The 21,259-nt window shown below is 71.1% G+C and carries 21 protein-coding genes; 11 read left to right on the top strand and 10 right to left on the bottom strand.

Features of this window, described 5'->3' with window-relative positions:
* Positions 1–21 precede the first annotated feature (21 nt).
* From ABT057_RS38135 to ABT057_RS38125, 3 genes are all read left to right on the top strand, one after another.
* Positions 22–720, top strand: a complete 699-nt coding sequence (locus tag ABT057_RS38135; protein ID WP_352348497.1) for an SDR family NAD(P)-dependent oxidoreductase — start codon at positions 22–24, stop codon at positions 718–720.
* The gene (locus tag ABT057_RS38130) at positions 717–1,838 is read left to right on the top strand and encodes an S-adenosylmethionine:tRNA ribosyltransferase-isomerase (RefSeq protein WP_352348496.1); all 1,122 of its coding nucleotides are present in this window, start codon (positions 717–719) and stop codon (positions 1,836–1,838) included. Before ABT057_RS38135 ends, ABT057_RS38130 begins: the two co-directional genes overlap by 4 nt.
* A gap of 296 nt (positions 1,839–2,134) precedes the next feature.
* Positions 2,135–2,878 (top strand): transglycosylase SLT domain-containing protein, encoded by a 744-nt coding sequence (locus tag ABT057_RS38125; protein ID WP_352348495.1) that lies wholly within the window; start codon positions 2,135–2,137, stop codon positions 2,876–2,878.
* 92 nt (positions 2,879–2,970) lie between these two features.
* On the opposite strand, the gene ABT057_RS38120 is transcribed toward ABT057_RS38125, so the two are convergent.
* The gene (locus tag ABT057_RS38120; protein ID WP_352348494.1) at positions 2,971–5,496 is read right to left on the bottom strand and encodes an ABC transporter ATP-binding protein/permease; all 2,526 of its coding nucleotides are present in this window, start codon (positions 5,494–5,496) and stop codon (positions 2,971–2,973) included.
* A gap of 246 nt (positions 5,497–5,742) precedes the next feature.
* Between ABT057_RS38120 and ABT057_RS38115 the strand changes: the two genes are divergently transcribed.
* Both ABT057_RS38115 and serB read left to right on the top strand, forming a co-directional pair.
* A complete protein-coding gene (locus ABT057_RS38115) occupies positions 5,743–7,644 on the top strand; it encodes a streptophobe family protein (RefSeq protein ID WP_352348493.1) in 1,902 nt (633 codons plus the stop codon).
* Between the two features lie 153 nt (positions 7,645–7,797).
* Entirely contained in the window at positions 7,798–9,018 is a 1,221-nt protein-coding gene (gene serB, locus ABT057_RS38110) for a phosphoserine phosphatase SerB (protein ID WP_352348492.1), read from the top strand.
* Positions 9,019–9,090: 72 nt separating this feature from the next.
* Here the strand turns inward: serB and ABT057_RS38105 are convergent, their stop codons facing one another.
* From ABT057_RS38105 to ABT057_RS38090, 4 genes are all read right to left on the bottom strand, one after another.
* On the bottom strand, positions 9,091–9,609 hold the full coding sequence (locus tag ABT057_RS38105; RefSeq protein WP_352348491.1) for a SixA phosphatase family protein: 519 nt from the start codon (positions 9,607–9,609) through the stop codon (positions 9,091–9,093).
* A 100-nt stretch (positions 9,610–9,709) separates the two neighbouring features.
* Positions 9,710–9,925, bottom strand: coding sequence for a hypothetical protein (locus tag ABT057_RS38100; protein ID WP_352348490.1), 216 nt, complete (start codon positions 9,923–9,925; stop codon positions 9,710–9,712).
* 204 nt (positions 9,926–10,129) lie between these two features.
* Positions 10,130–10,246, bottom strand: a complete 117-nt coding sequence (locus ABT057_RS38095) for an SGM_5486 family transporter-associated protein (RefSeq protein ID WP_352348489.1) — start codon at positions 10,244–10,246, stop codon at positions 10,130–10,132.
* 70 nt (positions 10,247–10,316) lie between these two features.
* A complete protein-coding gene (locus tag ABT057_RS38090) occupies positions 10,317–11,621 on the bottom strand; it encodes a CynX/NimT family MFS transporter (protein WP_502974033.1) in 1,305 nt (434 codons plus the stop codon).
* An 82-nt stretch (positions 11,622–11,703) separates the two neighbouring features.
* On the opposite strand from ABT057_RS38090, the gene ABT057_RS38085 reads away from it, so the two are divergent.
* A complete protein-coding gene (locus ABT057_RS38085) occupies positions 11,704–12,393 on the top strand; it encodes a FadR/GntR family transcriptional regulator (RefSeq protein ID WP_352348487.1) in 690 nt (229 codons plus the stop codon).
* Here ABT057_RS38085 and ABT057_RS38080 read toward each other — a convergent pair.
* From ABT057_RS38080 to fabG, 3 genes are all read right to left on the bottom strand, one after another.
* Positions 12,374–12,697 (bottom strand): hypothetical protein, encoded by a 324-nt coding sequence (locus ABT057_RS38080; protein WP_352348486.1) that lies wholly within the window; start codon positions 12,695–12,697, stop codon positions 12,374–12,376. The two genes, ABT057_RS38085 and ABT057_RS38080, sit on opposite strands and share 20 nt — an antisense overlap.
* A gap of 132 nt (positions 12,698–12,829) precedes the next feature.
* The gene (gene fabI, locus ABT057_RS38075; protein ID WP_352348485.1) at positions 12,830–13,597 is read right to left on the bottom strand and encodes an enoyl-ACP reductase FabI; all 768 of its coding nucleotides are present in this window, start codon (positions 13,595–13,597) and stop codon (positions 12,830–12,832) included.
* A gap of 5 nt (positions 13,598–13,602) precedes the next feature.
* Positions 13,603–14,322: a 3-oxoacyl-[acyl-carrier-protein] reductase gene (gene fabG / locus ABT057_RS38070; protein WP_352348484.1), complete on the bottom strand. Its 720-nt coding sequence runs from the start codon at positions 14,320–14,322 to the stop codon at positions 13,603–13,605.
* Positions 14,323–14,635: 313 nt separating this feature from the next.
* Here fabG and ABT057_RS38065 point away from each other — a divergent pair, with 313 nt between their 5' ends.
* The 3 genes from ABT057_RS38065 (at position 14,636) to tyrS (ending at position 18,889) form a co-directional block, all read left to right on the top strand.
* Positions 14,636–16,159, top strand: a complete 1,524-nt coding sequence (locus ABT057_RS38065) for a TldD/PmbA family protein (RefSeq protein WP_352348483.1) — start codon at positions 14,636–14,638, stop codon at positions 16,157–16,159.
* The gene (locus tag ABT057_RS38060) at positions 16,156–17,550 is read left to right on the top strand and encodes a metallopeptidase TldD-related protein (RefSeq protein ID WP_352348482.1); all 1,395 of its coding nucleotides are present in this window, start codon (positions 16,156–16,158) and stop codon (positions 17,548–17,550) included. The genes ABT057_RS38065 and ABT057_RS38060 overlap by 4 nt, the downstream gene beginning before the upstream one ends.
* Positions 17,551–17,623: 73 nt before the next feature.
* Positions 17,624–18,889: a tyrosine--tRNA ligase gene (gene tyrS / locus ABT057_RS38055; RefSeq protein WP_352348481.1), complete on the top strand. Its 1,266-nt coding sequence runs from the start codon at positions 17,624–17,626 to the stop codon at positions 18,887–18,889.
* 64 nt (positions 18,890–18,953) lie between these two features.
* Here tyrS and ABT057_RS38050 read toward each other — a convergent pair whose 3' ends face one another.
* Entirely contained in the window at positions 18,954–19,235 is a 282-nt protein-coding gene (locus ABT057_RS38050) for a GlsB/YeaQ/YmgE family stress response membrane protein (RefSeq protein ID WP_352348480.1), read from the bottom strand.
* A 212-nt stretch (positions 19,236–19,447) separates the two neighbouring features.
* Between ABT057_RS38050 and ABT057_RS38045 the strand changes: the two genes are divergently transcribed.
* Together ABT057_RS38045 and ABT057_RS38040 are read left to right on the top strand one after the other, a co-directional pair.
* Positions 19,448–19,864 (top strand): DUF3099 domain-containing protein, encoded by a 417-nt coding sequence (locus ABT057_RS38045; RefSeq protein WP_352348479.1) that lies wholly within the window; start codon positions 19,448–19,450, stop codon positions 19,862–19,864.
* Between the two features lie 187 nt (positions 19,865–20,051).
* On the top strand, positions 20,052–20,270 hold the full coding sequence (locus tag ABT057_RS38040; RefSeq protein WP_352348478.1) for a hypothetical protein: 219 nt from the start codon (positions 20,052–20,054) through the stop codon (positions 20,268–20,270).
* On the opposite strand, the gene moaA is transcribed toward ABT057_RS38040, so the two are convergent.
* Positions 20,267–21,256, bottom strand: coding sequence for a GTP 3',8-cyclase MoaA (gene moaA, locus ABT057_RS38035; protein WP_352348477.1), 990 nt, complete (start codon positions 21,254–21,256; stop codon positions 20,267–20,269). The genes ABT057_RS38040 and moaA overlap by 4 nt on opposite strands.
* Between the last annotated feature and the right edge of the window lie 3 nt (positions 21,257–21,259).

The following is a 21,259-nucleotide window of genomic DNA, read 5'->3' as shown; positions in this document are numbered from 1 at the left end:
TCGGACGAGGGGACGGTTGTCATGCCGGTAGCGATCATCACGGGAGCCTCGAAGGGGCTGGGGCGGGCGCTGGCCGAGGCGCTGGCCGCGCGGGGCTGGGATCTGGTGCTGGACGCGCGGACGGAGGGGGCGCTGAAGGAGGCGGCGGCGGGGGTCGCGGCGCACGGGAACGCGGTCCAGGCGCTCGCGGGGGACGTCACGGACCCCGCGCACCGGTCCGCGCTGGTGGCGGCCGCCTGGGGGCTCGGGGGGTGCGACCTGGTGGTGAACAACGCGAGCGCTCTGGGCGCCGAGCCGCTGGTGCGGCTGGCGGCGCTGCCGCTGGAGGGGCTGCGGCGGGCTCTGGAGGTGAACGTGGTGGCGGCGCTGGGGCTGGTCCAGGAGGCGCTGCCGCTCCTGCGGCAGGCTGCTGCGGGCGCGGTGGTCACGGTCAGCTCGGACGCGGCGGCCGAGGCGTACGAGACGTGGGGCGGCTACGGGGCGTCGAAGGCGGCTCTGGACCAGCTCGCGGCGGTGCTCGGGGCGGAGGAGCCGGGGCTGCGGGTGTGGGCGGTGGACCCGGGGGACATGGCGACCGACCTGTACGCGGCGGCCGTACCGGACGACGACGATCCGCGGCCGGATCCCGGCAGTGTGGTGCCGGCCTTCCTGTGGCTGCTGGACGAGCGGCCCGCGAGCGGCCGCTACGGGGCGTCGGCGCTGCTGGAGGGACGGCGATGACGCTGGCGGTGAGCGTGCCGGAGGAGCTGTCGGCGCGGGTGCCGGCCGAACAGCGCGGGCCGGGGCGGGGCCGGGACGACGTACGGCTGCTGGTGTCGCGGGGGACGGAGGCGGCGCATCACGCGTTCCGGGACCTGCCGTGTCTGCTGCGGGCCGGGGACCTGCTGGTGGTGAACACCTCACCGACGCTGGCGGCGGCCGTGGACGGACGGATCGGGCACGCGCGTGTGGTGGTGCATTTCTCGGCGCGCGGGGACTTTGCGCACGGAGGCGACGGCCGGTGGGCGGTGGAGCTGCGGGATCCGGACGGGAGGGGCACCACGCGTGCGCGTGCGGGCGGGCCGGCGGGGACGGAGGTCCGGTTGGCCGGGGGTGTGCGGCTGGTCCTGGAGGAGCCGCTGAGCCCCGGGAGCGGGCGGTTGTGGTGGGCGCGGGTCACGGGTGCCGGCTGTCGTGGGGCGGGGGGCGGCGTGCCGGGGCTGTTGCGGGAGCACGGGCGGCCCATTCGTTACTCCTATACGGACCGCGACCAGCCGTTGTCCGTGTACCAGACGGTGTTCGCGCTGCCGTCCGCCGAAGGGTGCGGCAGTGCGGAGATGCCGAGTGCGGCGCGGCCCTTCACGGCGGGGCTGGTGGCGGAGCTGGTGAGCCGGGGGGTGCAGTTCGCGCCGGTCACCCTGCACACCGGGGTGGCTTCGGCGGAGGCGCACGAGCCGCCGTATCCGGAGCGGTTCGCGGTGCCGGAGGCGTCGGCGCGGCTGATCAACGCCGCGCGGGCCGGGGACGGGCGGGTGATCGCCGTGGGGACGACGGCCGTACGGGCGGTGGAGTCGGCGGCCGGGGCGGACGGGGTCGTACGCGCGTGTGAGGGGTGGACGGACCTCGTGGTGACGCCCGAGCGGGGGGTGCGGGTGGTGGACGGGCTGCTGACCGGGCTGCACGAACCGGAGGCCTCGCATCTGCTGATGCTGGAGGCGGTGGCGGGGCGGGCGGCGATCGACCGGGGGTACGAGGAGGCGCTGCGCGAGGCCTACCTGTGGCACGAGTTCGGAGACGTGCACCTCATCCTCCCGGCGGAGAGTACTCACACAGAGCATTGCTTCAGCAACCACGGGTGAGAAGAGGTCACTCGCCATGTGAGCCCGCACATAGGGCGCAGATCACGTACGAAGGGCAATAGGAGATAAATAGGTCCCTCATGAACGGGGCAGACGTTCTGGTCTGTCCCGTTTTGCCCTTCCCTGATCCACTACCGGGGATCGTACGTCACACCTTTGCCTGGTCATTTTGCGGCCGCTAAGAATGGCTCATGTCGCTCAACGCCGCGGGTTCGTCCGCGGCGTTCGTTCGTGCCGAACGCACTGTGTCCAACGTCGGACGAGCGACCTCCTGCTATTCGAAGAGGTCCTTCGCCATGCCCAAGAACACTCACAAGATCGCGATCGCCGGTGCGGCCACCCTCGGCGCCGCCGCCATCGCCTTCTCCGTGGTGCCGGCCGACGCGCACACGGCCACGACGGACGCCGTCGCCTCGTCCCGTGTCGCCTACAGCTCCGAGCCGGTGCGTGACGTCAAGGCCGGCGTGACCGACCAGCTCGCGGGTTCGAGCGTCAAGGTCGACGCGATCGAGGCCAAGAAGAAGGCCGCCGCCGAAGCCGCCGCGAAGAAGAAGGCCGCCGCCGAGGCGGCCCACAAGGCCGCCGCGAAGAAGAAGGCGGCCCACGAGGCCGCCCGCAAGGCGGCCGCGAAGAAGGCCGCCGCCGCGCACAAGGCCAAGAAGGCCGCGAGCCGCTCCGCCCACCGGGCCGCGGTCAGGCCGGTGGCCGCCAAGACCTACGCCGACAACCTCGACGGCTGGATCCGTGAGTCGCTCGACATCATGAAGAAGCACGGCATCCCGGGCTCCTACGACGGCATCAAGCGCAACATCATGCGCGAGTCCTCGGGCAACCCGAACGCCATCAACGACTGGGACATCAACGCCATCAACGGCATCCCGTCGAAGGGCCTGCTGCAGGTCATCCCGCCGACCTTCAAGACCTACCACGTGGCCGGCACGTCCTGGAACATATACAACCCGGTCGCCAACATCACCGCCGCCTGCAACTACGCGGCCGACCGGTACGGCTCCATGGACAACGTCAACAGCGCGTACTGAGGCACCGGCACGGACGTCCTCTCGCGGCCGAAGACGCCGAAGGGCGGCACCCCACCTGACGGGGTGCCGCCCTTCGGGGCGTACGGATCCGACTACTTGCGCATGACCTCGGGCTCGTGGCGGCGCAGGAAGCGGGCCACGAAGAAGCCGCAGATCACACCTAGGGCGATCAGGACGATCATGTCCAGGGTCCAGGTGCCGACCGTGTGGTCCCACAGCGGGTCACCGTCGCCGCCGTCCTGGGGCGGGCTGATCTTGTTGAAGTCCAGCGTGGCGCCGGCCGCGCCGACCGCCCAGCGCGACGGCATCAGGAACGAGAACTGGTTGACGCCGATCGAGCCGCCCAGGGCGAACAGGCAGCCGGTGAACACGACCTGGATGATCGCGAACATCACCAGCAGCGGCATGGTCTTCTCGGCGGTCTTCACCAGCGAGGAGATGATCAGGCCGAACATCATCGAGGTGAATCCCAGCGCCATGATCGGCAGGCACAGCTCCACCAGCGCGTTGCCGATGACCAGGCCCTGATCCGGGATCTCGCGGCTGGAGAAGCCGATCACGCCGACCAGCAGGCCCTGCAGCACGGTGACCACGCCGAGCACGAACACCTTGGACATCAGGTACGCCGAACGCGACAGACCGGTGGCACGCTCGCGCTCGTAGATGACCCGTTCCTTGATCAGCTCACGGACCGAGTTCGCCGCCCCGGCGAAGCAGGCGCCGACCGCGAGGATCAGCAGGACGGTGGTGGCCGTGCCGTTGGGGATGATCCGGCCGGTCTGCGGATTGACCCCGTTGGGCAGCAGGCTGTTGCCGGAGTCGATGAGCAGGCTCACCGAACCGAGGACGAGCGGCAGGATCACCGAAAGGGCGAGGAAGCCCTTGTCCGACGCGATCACCGACGTGTAGCGGCGCACGAGTGTGACGAACTGGGACATCCAGCCCTGCGGCTTCGGCGGCTTCATCCCCTGCATCGGCGGCATCTGTACGGACTGCGGCGCAACGGCGTCGATGTCCGCGGCGTAGATCTGGTAGTGCTGCGAGCCCTTCCAGCGGCCCGCCCAGTCGTAGTCGCGGTAGTTCTCGAAGGCGGAGAAGACATCGGCCCATGTGTCGTAGCCGAAGAAGTTCAGCGCCTCCTCCGGCGGGCCGAAGTAGGCGACCGCGCCGCCCGGCGCCATCACCAGGAGCTTGTCGCACAGGGCAAGCTCGGCCACCGAGTGGGTGACGACGAGGACCGTACGGCCGTCGTCGGCGAGGCCGCGCAGCAGCTGCATGACGTCACGGTCCATGCCCGGGTCGAGGCCCGAGGTGGGCTCGTCCAGGAAGATCAGCGACGGCTTGGTGAGCAGCTCCAGGGCCACCGACACGCGCTTGCGCTGTCCGCCGGAGAGGGAGGTGACCTTCTTCTCCTTGTGGACGTCCAGCTTCAGCTCGCGCAGCACCTCGTCGATACGGGCCTCGCGCTCGGCGCCGGTGGTGTCGGCGGGGAAGCGGAGCTTGGCCGCGTACTTGAGGGCCTTCTTGACGGTCAGCTCCTTGTGCAGGATGTCGTCCTGCGGGACCAGACCGATGCGCTGGCGCAGCTCCGCGAACTGCTTGTACAGGTTGCGGTTGTCGTAGAGGACGTCGCCCTGGTTGGCGGGACGGTAGCCCGTCAGTGCCTTGAGCAGCGTCGACTTGCCGGAACCGGACGGTCCGATGACCGCGATCAGCGACTTCTCCGGGACACCGAAGGAGACGTCCTTCAGGATCTGCTTGCCGCCGTCGACCGTGACGGTGAGGTGCCGGGCGGAGAACGAGATCTCACCGGTGTCGACGAACTCCTCGAGCCGGTCGCCCACGATCCGGAACGTCGAGTGGCCGACGCCGACGATGTCCGCCGGGCCGAGCTGAACCGAGCCGCCCTTGGGGATCGGCTGGCCGTTGACGTAGGTGCCGTTGTGCGAGCCGAGGTCGCGGATCTCCATGCGCCCGTCGGGCGTCGAGTGGAACTCGGCGTGGTTGCGGGAGACCTGCAGGTCGGAGACGACCAGGTCGTTCTCCAGGGCACGGCCGATGCGCATCACACGGCCGAAGGAGAACTGGTGGAACGTGGTCGGGCTGCGGTCGCCGTAGACCGGCGGCGCCCCCGCGCCACCACCGGGCACCTGCTGGACGTACGGTTCGCTCGGCCCCTGCTGCGGCGGGACCTGCGGCGGCGGCTGCCAGCCGGCCTGCGCGGGCTGCGGCTGGGGCGCCTGCTGGGCGGCCCAGCCCGGTTGCGCGGCCTGCGCGGCGTACGGCTGCTGCTCGGGCTGCGCCGCAGGCTGCGCGACGGGCGCCGGCGTCCCCGAGAGGGTCACGCGCGGGCCGTCGCTCGCGTTGCCCAGGTGCAGCGCCGTGCCGGGACCGATCTCCAGCCGGCCGACCCTCTGGCCCTGCGCGAACGTGCCGTTCGTGCTGCCATGGTCCTCGATGACCCAACTGCCGCCGTTGAAGCTGACCGTGGCGTGACGCCAGGACACCCTGGCGTCCTCGAACACGATGTCCCCCTGCGGATCACGTCCCAGGGTGTATGCCCTGGACGGATCCAGCGTCCAGGTGCGTCCGTTCAATTCCAGTACGAGTTCCGGCACTCCATGCCCCACTGAGTAGTCCCCCGAGTTACCCCCAACACAGGGAGTCTAGGGATGTCGAACATCGTCGGGAACTATTTCAGTTGCGTCCCCCTGACCGAAAGCCGGGCCCGGCGATGAGCCTGCGCGAGCGCATCGGCCGTTCCCGTTGACTGGGTTGAAAACGGCCCGGAGAGTGGTAAACGCACGCGAGGGGGACGGAAGCGGCGATCTTCGTCGTACCGCGCCGCGGATCGGGGGGTCTGCATGAGTGCCGGCACAGGGGTCGAGAGCAACAGGCGTGTGGCGTACGGCGGGAGCGTGCCGTGGGTGGACGTGGGGCTGTCCGCGATCACGGCGGTGAGCTGGGCGTTGATCGGGATGGCGGGGACGGCGGCGCTCGGCCTGCATCTGCTGGGGGCGGACGCGGCGGGCTCGTTGGGCCCGATGACGGCGGCCGTGGTGGCCCTGGGCGCGGGCGGCTCGGTCACCCCGTCGGGCGACGTCTCCGCCTTCGGCCTGACCGGAGCGGAGGCGAACACGGCCATCGAGATCACGCCATTGGGTGTGAGCCTGGTGGGCGCGCTGCTGCTGTCGTGGTTCTTTCTGCGGTCCCTGCGCACGGCCGGGGTTGTGGTCGCGCCGGCCGAACTCCTCGCACGCGTGGGCGCGGTGGTCGCGCTGTTCGTGGCGATGCTGGGCGGGCTGGCCTGGGCGGGGCACGACGTCATCACGCTGGACGGGAGCTCGCTCGGGCTGGACGACCTGCCCGGCATGGGCGGCGGCGGGGGCGGAGGGGGCGGCGGCCTGGACATTCCGGGGCTCGGCAACGTCGGTGATCTCGGAGGGCTGCTGCCCGACCGGCTGGGGGACCTCGTCGACGCGAAGGCGGCGGTCGGCTTCACCGTCGACACCGCGCCCACGCTGCTCGGCGGGCTTCTCTGGTCGGCGGGGATCCTGCTGATCGCCCTGCTGGCCTCGCGGCGTACGCCGCTGCCGCGCGGCTGGGAGGCCGTGCACCGGGTGGTACGGCCCGCGGTGTCCGCCGTCGTGTCCGTACTGCTGGTGGCCGTGGCGGCCGGGCTCGCGGCCGCGGCTTACGCGGCCATCGGCGACGACCATCCGAAACGGATCGCGGGAGCGGCCCTGCTGGGCGCGCCGAACGGGGTGTGGCTGGGCGTCCCGCTCGGTCTGTTCGTCCCCTGGGACGGCCGTGCCACGGGCGCCCTGACGAAGGTGCTGCCCGACCCCCTGGACGACCTGCTGAGCATGGGAACGGACCAGCCGGTGACGCTGGGCCGGCTGGCCGAGCTGGACGGCCGGGTGTGGCTGCTGGGCGTGGCCACGGCGGTGATGATGCTCTTCGCGGGCGTCCTCGTGGCGGTGCGGACCCCGGTGGCGACGGGTGCGGGCACGCGCGCCGGGGAGCGGGGCGCGGCGCGGCCTGGGGGCGGGATCCTGGGGTTCGCCGGGCGGTGTGCCCTGCGGCTGGGGGTGGCGACGGCGCTGGCACTGACGCTGGTCGTCCGGCTGGCGGGGCTGTCGGTGGACGCCTCGCTGTCGGTGCTGGGGTTCGACGCGTTCGGGGCCGGGATCGACCTGCACGGGCACCTCGGGATGGCGCTGCTCCTCGGCGCCGCGTGGGGGGCGGGAGCGGGGGCCGCGGGCGCTCTGCTCGCGTGCGCCTCGGGCGCGGCGGGCCGGCGGGCGGCGCCGCTGGCACTGGGTGACGTGACGGCGGGAGCGGCCCCGGGCGGGAGTCCGCCGTACGCCGGCCCGGGGACCGGACCGTACGCGCCGAGCGCGTCGTACCGGTCGCCCAACCCCGCGACCAATCCCTACCTGCGGCTTCCGGACGAGGCGCGGGAACCTCAGGACGCACGCCCGGGTGACTCCCCGCCGTCCGCGTCGTCGTCCTCGTCGTCTTCTTCGCCGTCCGCGCCCTTCTCGTCCCCTCCCTCCGGTTCTCCCTCCGGCGGAGGCCGCGGGGCGGGTGACTCCGACGGGCGGGACGATGTGTACGGGGCGCCCACCGTTGTGCGTCCGTTCGGGAAGCCCGCCTCGCGGGCGGGTGGTTCACGGCCCCGTGGGGACTCGGAGGACGAAGGGCCGCCTCCCCCGCCGCCCCCTCCCCCGCTGCCGCCGAGGAGGCCCGGGGGGCCGCGCTGAGCGGTCCGGCGCGAAGTGCGGTGAGCGGCGGCGGTGGGCGTGGTCGGTCGGCTCTTCACGCGACGATTACCGCCGATTCGCCCACTGTTCCGTGTCCGCTAGGCGGACCTCTGCGGCGAAAGGCACTCCGTGCCGGATACGGTGGGATACATCATGAGCGCTTCACAGAACTCGCCGACCTCGGCCTCCGATGTCCCCACCCTCCTTGTGAAGATCTTCGGCAAGGACCGGCCGGGCATCACGGCGGGCCTTTTCGACACCCTCGCCGCCTACTCCGTCGACGTGGTCGACATCGAGCAGGTCGTCACCCGTGGCCGGATGGTTCTGTGCGCGCTCGTGACCGCGCCGCCTCGGTCGCTGGAGGGGGACCTCCGCCGCACGGTCCACAGCTGGGCCGAGTCGATCAAGATGCAGGCGGAGATCATCTCGGGCCTCGGTGACAACCGTCCGCGTGGTCTCGGGCGCTCCCTGGTGACCGTGCTCGGACATCCCCTCACCGCGGAGGCCACGGCCGCGATCGCCGCCAAGATCACCAAGGTCGGCGGCAACATCGACCGTATCTTCCGGCTAGCCAAGTATCCGGTCACGGCCGTCGAGTTCGCCATCTCCGGGGTGGCGGCCGAGCCGCTGCGGACCGCTCTGGTGACGGACGCGGGCGCGCTGGGTGTGGACATCGCCGTGGTGGACGCGGGCCTGCACCGGCGGGCCCAGCGGCTCGTCGTCATGGATGTCGACTCCACCCTGATCCAGGACGAGGTGATCGAGCTCTTCGCGGCGCACGCCGGCTGCGAGGACAAGGTCGCCGAGGTGACGGCGGCCGCGATGCGCGGTGAGCTGGACTTCGAGCAGTCGCTGCACGCGCGTGTGGAGCTGCTGGAGGGGCTGGACGCCTCGGTCGTGGACAAGGTGCGCGCCGAGGTGCGGCTGACACCGGGCGCGCGGACGCTGATCCGGACGCTGAAACGACTCGGCTACCAGGTGGGGGTGGTCTCCGGCGGCTTCACCCAGGTCACCGACGATCTGAAGGAACGGCTGGGGCTGGACTTCGCCCAGGCCAACACGCTGGAGATCGTCGACGGAAGGCTGACCGGGCGGGTCACCGGCGAGATCGTGGACCGCGCGGGCAAGGCGCGGCTGCTGCGCCGGTTCGCCGCCGAGGCGGGCGTCCCGCTGTCGCAGACCGTGGCGATCGGTGACGGCGCCAATGATCTGGACATGCTGAACGCGGCCGGCCTCGGGGTCGCCTTCAACGCCAAGCCGGTGGTGCGCCAAGCGGCCCACACCGCGGTGAACGTGCCCTTCCTCGACACGGTCCTCTATCTGCTGGGCATCACCCGCGAAGAGGTCGAGGCGGCGGACACACTCGTCGAGTAGGCGCTCGCCTCCTCGTAGGGGCTCGGAGGGCCCGGTGCCGTGGCGGTGCCGGGCCCTTGTGCTTGTCGTCGGTCAGGCGCTCGGGGACCAGTAGGTGAGCAGCTTCGCGGAGCCGGGTTCCAGGGACTTCCAGGAGCCGTCGAAGACGAGGACGGCGAAGGCCGCCGTGGAGAAGCCGCCGCGCTTCATCCCTGCCTCGGCCTCCGGCTCGGCTTCGCCGGCCAGGATCTCGGCGAGGCCCTGGATACCGGGGTTGTGGCCGATCAGGAGGATGTTGTGCGCGTCGTCCGGAGTCTCGTTGAGCAGGGCGATCAGTTCGCCCGTCGAGGCTTCGTAGATCCGCTCCTCATAGACCGTTTTCGGCCGGTGCGGGAGCTCCTGGACGGCGAGCTTCCACGTCTCCCGGGTGCGGACCGCGGTGGAGCACAGGGCCAGGTCGAAGGGGATGCCGGTGCTGGTCAGCTCGCGTCCGGCGACGGCGGCGTCCTTTCTGCCCCGGTCTGCGAGCGGTCGGTCGTGGTCGTTGACCTGGGGCCAGTCGGCTTTCGCATGCCGGAAGAGGACGATCCTGCGGGGTTCTGCGACGCTCATGCGTCCCAGCTTCGCATGAAACAGGCCATGGGGCGCAGGGAGTTGACATGGGGCTTCTCGGCTCGGCCCCGGTGTGCGGAGCGTGTCCGGGGCGTACTCGTCACGGCTGGCGCGCGAGCAGTTGCTGCACGCGCTCGACGAGGTGGGTGATCGCCGGGTCGCCGGTGGCCGCCTGGGCGTCGGACGGGTTCAGTATCAGGGCGAGCAGGGTGATGAAGGCGAGGGTCGGGAGGGCGAGGGCCCACCAGGGCAGCCGGGTGTCGACACGGGCCGGCGCGGCGGCCGGGCGGGGCCGGGTGAGCGTACGGGCCGACATGGGTGCCTCCGCTGGTCTCCGAGTGGTCGGTGGTCCGCGTCGCGCGGCCACAACTCGAAGTTACGGAATCGACGGCCCCCGGCCCATCCGGTGATCCACCCACTTGACCCTGACCCTCACCCCCTAGGGGACAGGGGGGTTAACCCCACCATCGCCTCGATCGGCGCGCGGAGCGCCGGGGGATCGTCGGGCGTCCGGGGGACGTCAGGGGGAGGCGATCGTGGCGATGATGCCGATGATCACGAAGATGGCGAGGAACGAGCCGAAGACGATCAGCATCTTCTTCTGGCCGTTCTGGGGGTTCGGGTCGAGCACTGGCATGCGCCCAGTCTCGCACCCGCCGTCCGGCCCGCGGCCGCCGGGGTCTGCAGGGTCGCCGGGGTCGCCGGGGTCAGCGGGTGGCCGTGGGCCGGGCCGCGGCCTCGTCCTCGACCGTGCGGTCGCGGCCGGCCAGGACCCCCATCGCCATCTGCGGCACCATCAGGGCCGCCATCAGTGCGAGCGGCAGCCCCCAGCCGCCACTGTGCTGGTAGAGGACGCCCACCAGGAGCGGGCCCGGGATCGAGATCAGGTAGCCGGTGCTCTGCGCGAAGGCCGACAGCTGGGCCACGCCCGCCCCGGTCCTGGCGCGCATGCCGACCATCGTGAGGGCGAGCGGGAAGGCGCAGTTGGCGACGCCGAGCAGCAGGGCCCAGGCCCAGGCTCCCCCGGCGGGCGCGAGGTAGAGGCCTGCGTATCCGGCGAGGCCGCAGACGCCGAGCAGGATCGCGATCGGGCCCTGGTGCGGCAGCCGGGTGGCGACGCGCGGGATGACGAAGGCGAGCGGCACGCCCATCGCCATGGTGACGGCGAGCAGCAGTCCCGCCTCGCCGGCGGGCACGCCCGCGTCCCGGAAGATCTGCGCCATCCAGCCCATGACGATGTAGGCGGCGGTGGCCTGGAGCCCGAAGAAGACGGCGAGCGCCCAGGCGGTGCGGCTGCGGGTGACGCGGAGACCGGCCGGCGGTCCGACATGCGCGCGGGTACGCGACTCGTCCGGCGCCGACGCCGCCGACCCGTGCCGCTGCCGTACGAACGGCAGCCAGGGCAGGAGGGCCGCGGCGGCCAGGCCCGCCCACACCGCGAGGCCGGACCTCCAGTCGCCGCCCAGCGCCTCGGTCACGGGCACGGTGACCGCGGCTGCGGCCGAGGTGCCGAGGGCGAGGGCCATCGAGTAGAGGCCGGTCATGGAGCCGACCCGGTCGGGGAAGTGCCGCTTGACGATGACCGGCATCAGCACGTTGCTGACGGCGATGCCCATCAGGGCGAGGGCGCTGGCGGCCAGGAATCCGGCCGTACCGCCCGTGTAGGGCCGTATGAGCAGGCCGGCGGCGATGGCGGCCATGCCCGCGAAGACCACCGCCCCCGCGCCGAAGCGGCGGGCGAGACGGGGGGCCGTGACGCCGAAGACGGCGAAGCAGAGCGGGGGCACGGAGGTGAGGAGCCCGGCCACGCTGCCGCTCATGCCGAGGCCGTCGCGGACCTCTTCGAGGAGGGCTCCGAAGCTGGTGATGGCGGGCCGGAGGTTGAGGGCGGCCAGAACGATGCCGGCCATGAGCAGCCGGGTGCGCCACGCGCGCGTGGCCGTCCGCGGAGGCTCGGCCGCCGCTGCCGTCCGCAGGGGGGTGGTGGTCGTCGTCCGGGTTTTGCCAGTCATGCCACCCATCATAGAATCATGGGATGATTACTTGTCCAGTCCCGGGCGCGCTTGCCCCGCCCCGTCCGTGCGAAGGTGTGCCATGCCCTTGAGTCATCCCCGTCGCTCGGCGCTCTCCGAGCAGGTCATCGCCGAGTTGCGTACCCAGATCACCTCGGGCGAGTGGCCGGTCGGCTCGCGCATCCCCACGGAGCCCGAGCTGGTCGAGCAGCTGGGTGTCGCCCGCAACACGGTCCGCGAGGCCGTCCGCGCGCTGGCGCACAACGGGCTGCTGGCCATCCGCCAGGGCTCGGGGACGTACGTCGTGGCGACCAGCGAGCTCGCGGGCGTGATGCACCGCCGGTTCGCCGGCACCGACCCCCGGCACATCGCCGAACTGCGCTCCAACCTGGAGTCGGGCGCGGCGCGGCTGGCGGCCGGGCGGCGCACGGAGAAGGACCTGAAGCAGCTCGACGCACTGCTGGTGCGGCGCGAGGAGGCCTGGGCGTCGGGCGACGCGGAGGCCTTCGTGACGGCCGACGCGACCTTCCACCTGGCTGTGGTGGCCGCGTCCCACAACGACGCCATGACGGCGATGCACGCGGACCTCGGCGAGGTGCTGCGGGACTGGCTGCGCGAGGACGTCGGCGACGAGCTGACGCCGGAGACCTACATGGACCACACGCGGCTGGTGGACGCGATCCGCGCGGGCGACGCCGAGGCGGCCGCGGCCGAGGCGGCCGGTTACCCCCTGCCCTGCCGCCCGGGGCGGATCACACCTTCCGGTGGCTGACCCAGGCCGCCCGGACCTCCTTCCAGCAGCGTCCGGCGAGCCGTACGGTCATGGCCGGTTCAGCGTCGGCCGGGGTTCCGTCGGTGTCGAGGTCCCACCAGCGTTCGCACTCGATGTGCAGGGTCACCCGGTCGATGGCGACGTAGGGGTTGTGGCAGTGGGCGACGACGTGGGAGCCGTCGACGCTCGTCCGGCACTCCGCGCCGAACGGATCGGGGCGCTCGCCCGGAAGGGCCTCATAGGGCGCGCAGAGCGCGAGCGCGACGGCGGCGGTCAGTGAGGCGAGAAAGCGGTACAGGCACACAAGGGAACCTCCTCGGCAGAGCTGGGGAGGACGCTGCGCGGGTGAACGCGCACTTCATAGTGCCTGGTCACAGACGTCACCCGCCCGGCCGAGTAGGCCGGACGGGTGACGACGACGGTGACGCTGACGGCGTCAGGCGCCGATGGCGTGCAGACCGCCGTCCACATGGATGATCTCGCCCGTGGTCTTCGGGAACCAGTCGCTGAGCAGGGCCACGATGCCGCGGCCGGCCGGCTCGGGGTCCTTGAGGTCCCACTCCAGCGGGGAGCGGCTGTCCCAGACGGCGGCGAGGTCGCCGAAGCCCGGGATGGACTTGGCGGCCATGGAGGCGAGCGGGCCCGCCGAGATCAGGTTGCAGCGGATGTTCTGCTTGCCCAGGTCACGTGCCACATAGCGGCTGGTGGCCTCCAGGGCTGCCTTGGCCGGGCCCATCCAGTCGTACTGCGGCCAGGCGTACTGGGCGTCGAAGGTGAGGCCGACGACCGAGCCGCCGTTCTGCATCAGCGGCAGACAGGCCATGGTCAGCGACTTCAGGGAGTACGCCGAGACGTGCATGGCTGTGGCGACCGACTCGAACGGGGTGTTGAGGAAGTTGCCGCCGAGGGCGTCCTGCGGTGCGAAGCCGATGGAGTGCACGACGCCGTCGAGGCCGCCGAGCTCCTCGCCGACGATGTCGGCCAGGCGGCCCAGGTGCTCGTCGTTGGTGACGTCGAGCTCGATGACCTTGGTGGGCTTGGGGAGCTTCCTGGCGATGCGCTCGGTCAGCGTGGGCCGCGGAAACGCCGTCAGGATGATCTCGGCGCCCTGCTCCTGGGCCAGCTTGGCGGCGTGGAAGGCGATGGAGGACTCCATCAGCACACCGGTGATCAGGACGCGCTTGCCCTCGAGGATTCCACTCATGGTGATCAGTGACCCATTCCCAGTCCGCCGTCAACGGGGATGACGGCTCCAGTGATGTACGAGGCGTCGTCCGAGGCGAGGAACCGCACAGCCGCGGCGATCTCCTCCGGCTGCGCGTACCGGCCGAGCGGGACCTGCGAGACGATGCCCGCGCGCTGCTCGTCGGTGAGCACCTTGGTCATGTCGGTGTCGACGAAGCCGGGCGCGACGACGTTGAAGGTGATGTTGCGCGAACCCAGCTCACGGGCGAGGGAACGCGCGAAGCCGACGAGGGCGGCCTTGGAGGCGGCGTAGTTGGCCTGGCCGGGCGAGCCGTAGAGGCCCACGACCGACGAGATCAGCACGACGCGGCCCTTCTTGGCGCGCAGCATGCCGCGGTTGGCGCGCTTGACCACGCGGAAGGTGCCGGTGAGGTTGGTGTCGACGACCGAGGTGAAGTCCTCCTCGGACATGCGCATCAGAAGCTGGTCCTTGGTGATGCCGGCGTTGGCGATCAGGACCTCCACGGGGCCTTGCTGGGCCTCGATCTCCTTGTAGGCCTGCTCCACCTGCTCGGGGTCGGTGATGTCGCACTTGACCGCCAGGCAGCCCAGTTCCGTCAGGGCGGCCGGCGGCTCGCCCGAGCGGTACGTGATCGCGACCTTGTCGCCGGCGTCGGCGAACGCGCGGGCGATGGCGAGGCCGATGCCCCGGTTTCCTCCGGTGACGAGAACCGAGCGGCTCAACGGATCACCCTTTCGCTAGGGGTCTACACACCTGCCCGAACCGTGCGGGACAGGCGGCTTCCCTCGAAACCTATCGGTCCGCCCCCTCCGGCGGACATTCGGGCACCGACAGTGGGTCACGGCACTGACTGTGGGGTCTCTACAGAAAGTTTGCGGACGCCCGAGGGAAAGGTGTGGTCCGCGGGCCGCCGGTCGCGACATGATCGGGGTCACAGACGTGACGACTTCACACGCCGACTTTCACACGCCGCCTTTTCACCCGACGACTTTTCACTCGACGACTTGCACTCGACGACTTCAGGGAGATACGTAGGTGCCTCATACCATCGACGAAAGTTTCACGGCCCTACCCCTACGCGCCCTCGCCGACGCCGCACTCGCACGCGCGCGTGCGCTCGGGGCGGAGCACGCGGACTTCCGGTTCGAGCGGGTGCGCAGTGCGTCCTGGCGGCTGCGGGACGCCAAGCCCGCCGGGTCGTCGGACACGACCGACCTCGGGTACGCGGTGCGGGTGGTGCACGGCGGGACGTGGGGATTCGCGTCCGGGGTGGACCTGACCATGGACGCGGCCGCCCGGGTCGCCTCGCAGGCCGTGGCGATGGCCAAGCTGTCCGCGCAGGTGATCAAGGCGGCGGGGTCGGACGAGCGGGTGGAGCTGGCCGACGAGCCGGTGCACGCCGAGCAGACCTGGGTGTCGTCGTACGAGATCGACCCGTTCTCGGTGCCCGACGAGGAGAAGGCGGGACTGCTGGCGGACTGGAGCGCGCGGCTGCTGTCGGCCGGCGGGATCAACCACGTCGACGCCTCGCTGCTCACCGTGCACGAGAACAAGTTCTACGCCGACACGGCGGGGACGGTGACCACCCAGCAGCGGGTGCGGCTGCACCCGGCGCTGACGGCGGTGTCGGTCGACGAGTCCAGCGGCGAGTTCGACTCGATGCGGACCATCGCGCCGCCGGTCGGGCGCGGCTGGGAGTACCTGACCGGGACCGGCTGGGACTGGGACGACGAGCTGGAGCGGATCCCCGGGCTGCTCGCCGAGAAGATGCGGGCGCCGAGCGTGGACCCGGGGCTGTACGACCTGGTCGTCGACCCGTCCAACCTGTGGCTGACCATCCACGAGTCCATCGGGCACGCCACGGAGCTCGACCGCGCGCTCGGTTACGAGGCGGCCTACGCCGGCACCTCCTTCGCCACCTTCGACCAGCTCGGCAAGTTGCGCTACGGCTCCGACCTGATGAACGTCACCGGTGACCGCACGGCCGAGCACGGCCTTGCGACGATCGGGTACGACGACGAGGGCGTCGAGGGCCAGTCCTGGGACCTGGTGAAGGACGGCACGCTCGTCGGCTACCAGCTGGACCGCCGGATCGCGAAGCTCACCGGGCTCGGCCGGTCCAACGGGTGCGCCTACGCCGACTCGCCCGGGCACGTACCGGTGCAGCGGATGGCGAACGTGTCGCTGCAGCCTGATCCGGCCGGGATGTCGACCGAGGATCTCATCGGGAGTGTGGACCGGGGCATCTATGTCGTCGGCGACCGGTCCTGGTCCATCGACATGCAGCGGTACAACTTCCAGTTCACCGGCCAGCGCTTCTTCAAGATCGAGAACGGGCGGATCACCGGGCAGCTGCGGGACGTGGCCTACCAGGCCACGACGACCGACTTCTGGGGGTCCATGGCCGCGGTGGGCGGGCCGCAGACCTACGTCCTCGGCGGCGCGTTCAACTGCGGCAAGGCCCAGCCGGGGCAGGTCGCGGCCGTCTCGCACGGCTGCCCGTCAGCCCTGTTCCGGGGCGTCAACATCCTCAACACGACTCAGGAGGCCGGTCGATGAGCGCCCGAAGCAACAAGCCGCACGAGATCGTCGAGCGGGCTCTCGGGCTGTCGCAGGCGGACGGGTGTGTCGTCATCGCCGACGAACAGTCGACGGCGAACCTGCGCTGGGCCGGCAACGCGCTCACCACCAACGGCGTCACGCGCACGCGCACGCTCACCGTGATCGCCACGGTCGACGGCAAGGAGGGCACCGCCTCCGGCGTCGTCTCGCGGGCCGCCATGACGGAGGACGAGCTCGAGCCGCTGGTGCGGGCGGCCGAGGCCGCGGCGCGCGGTGCCGGGCCCGCCGAGGACGCCCAGCCGCTGGTGACGGGCGGGCAGGAGTCCCCCGAGTTCACCGAGGCCCCCGCGGAGACCTCGTCGGCCGTGTTCGCCGACTTCGCACCGGCCCTGGGCGAGGCGTTCGCACGCGCGCGTGCGGGCGGGCGTGAGCTGTACGGCTTCGCCAACCACGAGCTGGTGTCGACGTACATGGGCACCTCGACGGGACTGCGGCTGCGGCACGACCAGCCGAACGGGACGCTGGAGCTCAACGCCAAGTCGCCCGACCGTACCCGCTCGGCGTGGGCGGGGCGCTCGACCCGGGACTTCAAGGACGTCGACCCGGCGGTGCTCGACGCCGAGCTGGCCGTGCGCCTGGGCTGGGCAAAGCGGCGGATCGCCCTGCCGGCCGGGCGGTACGAGACGCTGCTGCCGCCGACCGCGGTGGCGGACCTGCTGATCTACCAGCTGTGGTCCGCGTCGGGGCGGGACGCGGCCGAGGGCCGCACGGTGTTCTCCCGGCCGGGCGGCGGCACCCGTCTCGGCGAGAAGCTGTCCGAGCTGCCGCTGACCCTGCGCAGCGACCCGAACGAGCCGGGTCTGGAGGCGGCGCCCTTCGTGCTGGCCCATTCCTCCGGCGGGGACTCCTCGGTGTTCGACAACGGGCTTCCGCTGGCCGGCACCGACTGGGTCCGCGAGGGCGAGCTGAGGAACCTGATCACCAGCCGGCACAGTGCGGGCCTGGCCGATCTGCCGGTGGCGCCGGCGATCGACAACCTGATCCTCGACGGCGGCGAGGACCGCTCCCTGGAGGAGATGGTCGCCGGCACCGGGCGCGGTCTGCTGCTGACCTGCCTCTGGTACATCCGCGAGGTCGACCCGGCGACCCTGCTGCTGACCGGCCTGACCCGGGACGGCGTCTATCTCGTGGAGAACGGCGAGGTCGTGGGCGAGGTGAACAACTTCCGGTTCAACGAGTCGCCGGTCGGCCTGCTGGGCCGTGCGACGGAGGCGGGCCGCACGGAGAAGACGCTGCCGCGGGAGTGGAGCGACTACTTCACCAGGGCCGCGATGCCCCCGCTGCGGGTACCGGATTTCAATATGAGCTCTGTCAGTCAGGGCGTATAACCTCGTAGCCGACAGTCACTCGACTGCACGAAGACCAGAGACGCCAGAGAATCACCGAGGAGACGCGAGAACCGTGACGGACATCGTCGACGAGCTGAAGTGGCGGGGGCTGATCGCCCTCTCCACCGACGAGGACGCATTGCGCAAGGCGTTCGCGGACGGTCCCGTCACGTTCTATTGCGGCTTCGACCCGACCGCGCCCAGCCTGCACCTCGGCAACCTGGTGCAGATCCTCACGATGCGCCGCATCCAGCAGGCGGGCAATCGTCCGCTGGGCCTGGTCGGGGGTGCCACGGGTCTGATCGGCGACCCGAAGCCGAACGCCGAGCGGACGCTGAACGCGCCGGAGGTCGTCGCCCAGTGGGTGGAGCGGCTGCGTGGGCAGATCGCCCCGCTGCTCGACTTCGAGGGCGCGAACGCGGCGGTCATGGTGAACAACCTGGACTGGACGCAGGGCATGTCGGCCATCGAGTTCCTGCGGGACGTGGGCAAGCACTTCCGCGTGAACAAGATGATCGCGAAGGAGGCCGTGGCCCGCCGCCTGGAGTCCCAGGAGGGCATCAGCTACACCGAGTTCAGCTACCAGATCCTGCAGGGCATGGACTTCCTGGAGCTGTACCGGCGGTACGGCTGCACGCTGCAGACCGGCGGCAGCGACCAGTGGGGCAATCTCACCTCGGGTACGGACCTGATCCACAAGGTCGAGCCCGAGGCCGTGGTGCACGCCCTGGGCACCCCGCTGATCACCAAGGCCGACGGCACCAAGTTCGGCAAGACGGAGTCCGGCACGGTCTGGCTCGACCCCGAGATGACGACGCCGTACGCCTTCTACCAGTTCTGGCTGAACGCGGACGACCGGGACGTCTCCAAGTTCCTGCGCATCTTCAGCTTCAGGTCCCATGACGAGATCGAGGAGCTGGAGCGGCAGACCGAGGAGCGGCCGCAGGCGCGGGCCGCGCAGCGGGCGCTGGCCGAGGAGCTGACGACCCTGGTGCACGGCGCCGAGCAGACGGCCGCCGTGGTCGCCGCGAGCCGTGCCCTGTTCGGGCAGGGTGAGCTGGCCGAGCTGGACGAACGGACGCTGGCGGCGGCGCTGTCCGAGGTGCCGCACATCCAGGTCGCCGAGCCGGGCCTCGTGGTGGATCTGTTCGCCGAGGTCGGTCTCGTCGCCAGCAAGTCCGCGGCGCGGCGGACCGTGAAGGAGGGCGGGGCCTACGTGAACAACGTGAAGGTCGCGGCGGACGACGCGGTACCCGCGAAGGAGGAACTGCTGCACGGGCGGTGGCTGGTGCTGCGGCGGGGCAAGAAGAGTCTGGCGGCCGTCGAGGTCACCGGCTGACCGGTGGGATCGTGGGACAGGGGCGGCTTCCCGGTGGGAGCCGCCCCTGTTCGCGCAGGTCCGGTCAGGCCCGTTGTTGTTTCCGCTTGCCCAGTGTCGCCATGTACGCCCTGTCGCCCAGGGCCACGACCACGATCGCGGCGACCAGCTGGAAGAGGTGGCGCCACCAGTCGATGCCCGCGGTCTCCTCGACGCCGAACCCGCGGGCGATCGCGTTGCCGATGACCGCGCCGATCATGCCGAAGATGGTGGTCAGCCAGAGGGGGCTGTGCTGCTTGCCCGGAATGATCGCCTTGGCGATCAGCCCCAGCACGAATCCCACGATGATCGCCCACAACCAGCCCATGGCTGCCTCCTCGTACGGCTCGACGTGAGCATTGCCCTCAGTGTGGTTCCGTGCCGGGTACGGCGCATGTCGGGTACGGCCGTACGCGCCCAGGCGCAGGACGGTCACCCGAGCGGGAGGCGACCCGCTCTCGAAGGCGGCGCAGCCGCGGCGTAACGTGGAGAGCCGAGGTGAGCCGGGGAGAGTCCCAAGCGGGCGGATGGTGGAACGTGATGCGGAAGCATGGTCGCGGCGGAAACGTCCAGGTGTTCCGGATCACGGGGGCCCGGACGGGGCTCCAGGAGGATGTGCGGGGCCGGCAGCGGCGGTACGTGATCTCGATGTCCGTCCGTACCGTGTCGGTGATCCTCGCGGCGACACTCTGGAACGTGGAACGTCATGTGGCCCTCGTGGCACTGGTGTTGGGGGTGCTCCTGCCGTACATAGCGGTGGTGATCGCCAACGCGGGACGGGAGAACGCGCCCGGGCTGCCCTCCACCTTCGTCACGGCGCCGGTGCGGCCCATGGTCGCGCAGCCGCCGGCGGACGGTGCAGCGGGCTCGACGGCGGAATCCGTACCGGAAGAGGAACGCTTCGCGGATCCGCTCCACAAGGACACCGCGTCCGAGCAGGCTGAGCGGCGGCCATGAGGGGGCTGTGCGCCAAGCTCAGGAAAAGCTCAGATCAATCATGCTGTTCCAGTGCCCTGTGACGGGTCTGCCGTGACATACTTCGTACGCGCTCCGCATCCCCCGTCGGAGCGACGGACCGACGCCGGGCAGCTCCCCCCGTGGCTGCTCGGCGTCGCCTTTTTGTGCGCATCTGTGAGTTGGATCTGTGACTGACGAGACCCCCATCTGTTCCGCCAAGGGCTGCCACCTCGACGCCGTGTGGGTGCTCGCCTGGAACAACCCGAAGATCCATACGCCTGAGCGGCGCAAGACATGGCTGGCCTGCGAGGAGCACCGGGAGCATCTCTCGCAGTTCCTGGGGGTGCGGGGTTTCCTCAAGGATGTCGTGCTCCTGACGGAGTGGGAGTCCCCGGAGGGGGCCTAGCCGCCGATCGCGGACATCGGTCGGTCCGGCTGGACGAACGACGGGTCGTCCAGGCCCGCGCCCGCCTTCTTGCCCCACATCGCCAGGCGCCAGATGCGGGCTATCTCCTCGTCGGGGGCGTCGGAACGCAGGGCCGCGCGCAGGTCGGTCTCCTCGCGGGCGAAGAGGCAGGTGCGGATCTGGCCGTCGGCGGTGAGGCGGGTGCGGTCGCAGGCCGCGCAGAACGGGCGGGTGACGGAGGCGATGACGCCGACGCGCTGCGGGCCGCCGTCGACCAGCCAGCGCTCGGCCGGGGCGGAGCCGCGCTCGTCCTGGCCCTCGGGGGTGAGGTCGAAGCGGGTGCGGAGCGAGGCGAGGATGTCTCCGGCGGTGACCATGCCGTCGCGCTTCCAGCCGTGCTGGGCGTCCAGGGGCATCTGCTCGATGAAGCGCAGTTCGTAGTCCCGCTCCAGCGCCCAGGCGAGGAGGTCCGGGGCCTCGCCTTCGTTGAGCCCTGGCATCAGGACGGAGTTGACCTTCACCGGGGTGAGGCCCGCGTCGCGGGCGGCCTCGAGACCCTCGAGGACGTCCTTGTGGCGGTCGCGGCGGGTGAGGGTCTTGAAGACGTCGGGACGGAGGGTGTCCAGGGAGACGTTGACCCGGTCCAGGCCGGCCGCCTTGAGGGCGGTCGCGGTGCGCCTGAGGCCGATGCCGTTCGTCGTCAGGGACATCTGGGGGCGGGGGGTCAGGGCCGCCACCCGCTCGACTATGCCGACCAGGCCGGGGCGCAGCAGCGGCTCACCGCCGGTGAAGCGGACCTCCTCGATACCGAGGGAGGAGACGGCTATGCCGATCAGGCGGACGATCTCGTCGTCCGTGAGGAGGTCGGGTTTGGCCAGCCACTGCAAGCCCTCCTCGGGCATGCAGTACGAACAGCGCAGATTGCACCGGTCGGTCAGCGAGACCCTCAGGTCGGTGGCCACCCGGCCATAGGTGTCGATGAGCACGTG

The sequence above is a fragment of the Streptomyces sp. NPDC002588 genome (genome assembly GCF_040295925.1).
Classification (GTDB): domain Bacteria; phylum Actinomycetota; class Actinomycetes; order Streptomycetales; family Streptomycetaceae; genus Streptomyces.
The sequence above is the reverse complement of the archived record's forward strand: the minus strand, read 5'-3'. Positions and strand labels throughout refer to the sequence as shown.

Coding starts and splice junctions, on each gene's coding strand:
- ABT057_RS38125 (WP_352348495.1), top strand. CDS start 2,135: ATGCCCAAGAACACTCACAAGATCGCGATCGCCGGTGCGGCCACCCTC.
- ABT057_RS38100 (WP_352348490.1), bottom strand. CDS start 9,925: ATGTCGGCCCGTACGCTCACCCGGCCCCGCCCGGCCGCCGCGCCGGCC.
- ABT057_RS38130 (WP_352348496.1), top strand. CDS start 717: ATGACGCTGGCGGTGAGCGTGCCGGAGGAGCTGTCGGCGCGGGTGCCG.
- ABT057_RS38050 (WP_352348480.1), bottom strand. CDS start 19,235: ATGGGCTGGTTGTGGGCGATCATCGTGGGATTCGTGCTGGGGCTGATC.
- ABT057_RS38095 (WP_352348489.1), bottom strand. CDS start 10,246: ATGCCAGTGCTCGACCCGAACCCCCAGAACGGCCAGAAGAAGATGCTG.
- ABT057_RS38045 (WP_352348479.1), top strand. CDS start 19,448: ATGCGGAAGCATGGTCGCGGCGGAAACGTCCAGGTGTTCCGGATCACG.
- fabI (WP_352348485.1), bottom strand. CDS start 13,597: ATGAGTGGAATCCTCGAGGGCAAGCGCGTCCTGATCACCGGTGTGCTG.
- serB (WP_352348492.1), top strand. CDS start 7,798: ATGAGCGCTTCACAGAACTCGCCGACCTCGGCCTCCGATGTCCCCACC.
- ABT057_RS38060 (WP_352348482.1), top strand. CDS start 16,156: ATGAGCGCCCGAAGCAACAAGCCGCACGAGATCGTCGAGCGGGCTCTC.
- ABT057_RS38135 (WP_352348497.1), top strand. CDS start 22: ATGCCGGTAGCGATCATCACGGGAGCCTCGAAGGGGCTGGGGCGGGCG.
- ABT057_RS38115 (WP_352348493.1), top strand. CDS start 5,743: ATGAGTGCCGGCACAGGGGTCGAGAGCAACAGGCGTGTGGCGTACGGC.
- ABT057_RS38105 (WP_352348491.1), bottom strand. CDS start 9,609: ATGAGCGTCGCAGAACCCCGCAGGATCGTCCTCTTCCGGCATGCGAAA.
- ABT057_RS38090 (WP_502974033.1), bottom strand. CDS start 11,621: ATGACTGGCAAAACCCGGACGACGACCACCACCCCCCTGCGGACGGCA.
- ABT057_RS38085 (WP_352348487.1), top strand. CDS start 11,704: ATGCCCTTGAGTCATCCCCGTCGCTCGGCGCTCTCCGAGCAGGTCATC.